The 656-nt window shown below is 44.7% G+C and carries 1 tRNA gene and 2 rRNA genes; all 3 read left to right on the plus strand.

From position 1 onward, the window contains the following. Positions 1-53: ribosomal RNA gene (locus ACU1JV_RS28025) — 16S ribosomal RNA — on the plus strand; the annotation flags it as partial. Between the two features lie 98 nt (positions 54-151). Continuing rightward, positions 152-227 (plus strand) — tRNA-Ala (locus tag ACU1JV_RS28030). Positions 228-470: 243 nt separating this feature from the next. Then, positions 471-656 (plus strand): 23S ribosomal RNA (locus ACU1JV_RS28035); the annotation flags it as partial.

A 656-nucleotide genomic window follows, 5' to 3' on the forward strand; every position in this document is an offset into this window, starting at 1 on the left:
TGAAGTCGTAACAAGGTAGCCGTATCGGAAGGTGCGGCTGGATCACCTCCTTTCTATGGAGAATCGTTTCCTGCAATGGAAACATTCAAATATGAAGCGTAAGCTTCAACAGTTCATCATTCCATTTGTTCAGTTTTGATGGAACTTGTGAGGGGCCATAGCTCAGCTGGGAGAGCGCCTGCCTTGCACGCAGGAGGTCAGCGGTTCGATCCCGCTTGGCTCCACCAATTACAATTTCATCTATAATTGTTTGAAGATCATTAACTCTTCAGGAGTTAATTGATAATCACACAGCTTTGCACCTTGAAAACTGGATACCGAAACGAAATTGCGTTTTAGAATACTCCTTTAAGCTGATCTTGTGTAAACAAGTGAAATAAAGGTAGCCAATAAGGAAAGATATTTTGCTTATAGCAAAAATCATTTTCTTATTGAACATCGACATTTTCTTTCTGCGAAAGAAAAGTCTAGGTTAAGCTACAAAGAGCACACGGAGGATGCCTAGGCGCCAGGAGCCGACGAAGGACGTGGCGAACAACGATAAGGCCTCGGGGAGCTGTAAGCAAGCTTTGATCCGGGGATGTCCGAATGGGGAAACCCGGCTGTCTTCATCGACAGTCACTACTCACTGAATTCATAGGTGAGTGAGAGGCAGA

It is taken from the genome of Paenibacillus sp. T2-29 (assembly GCF_052921365.1).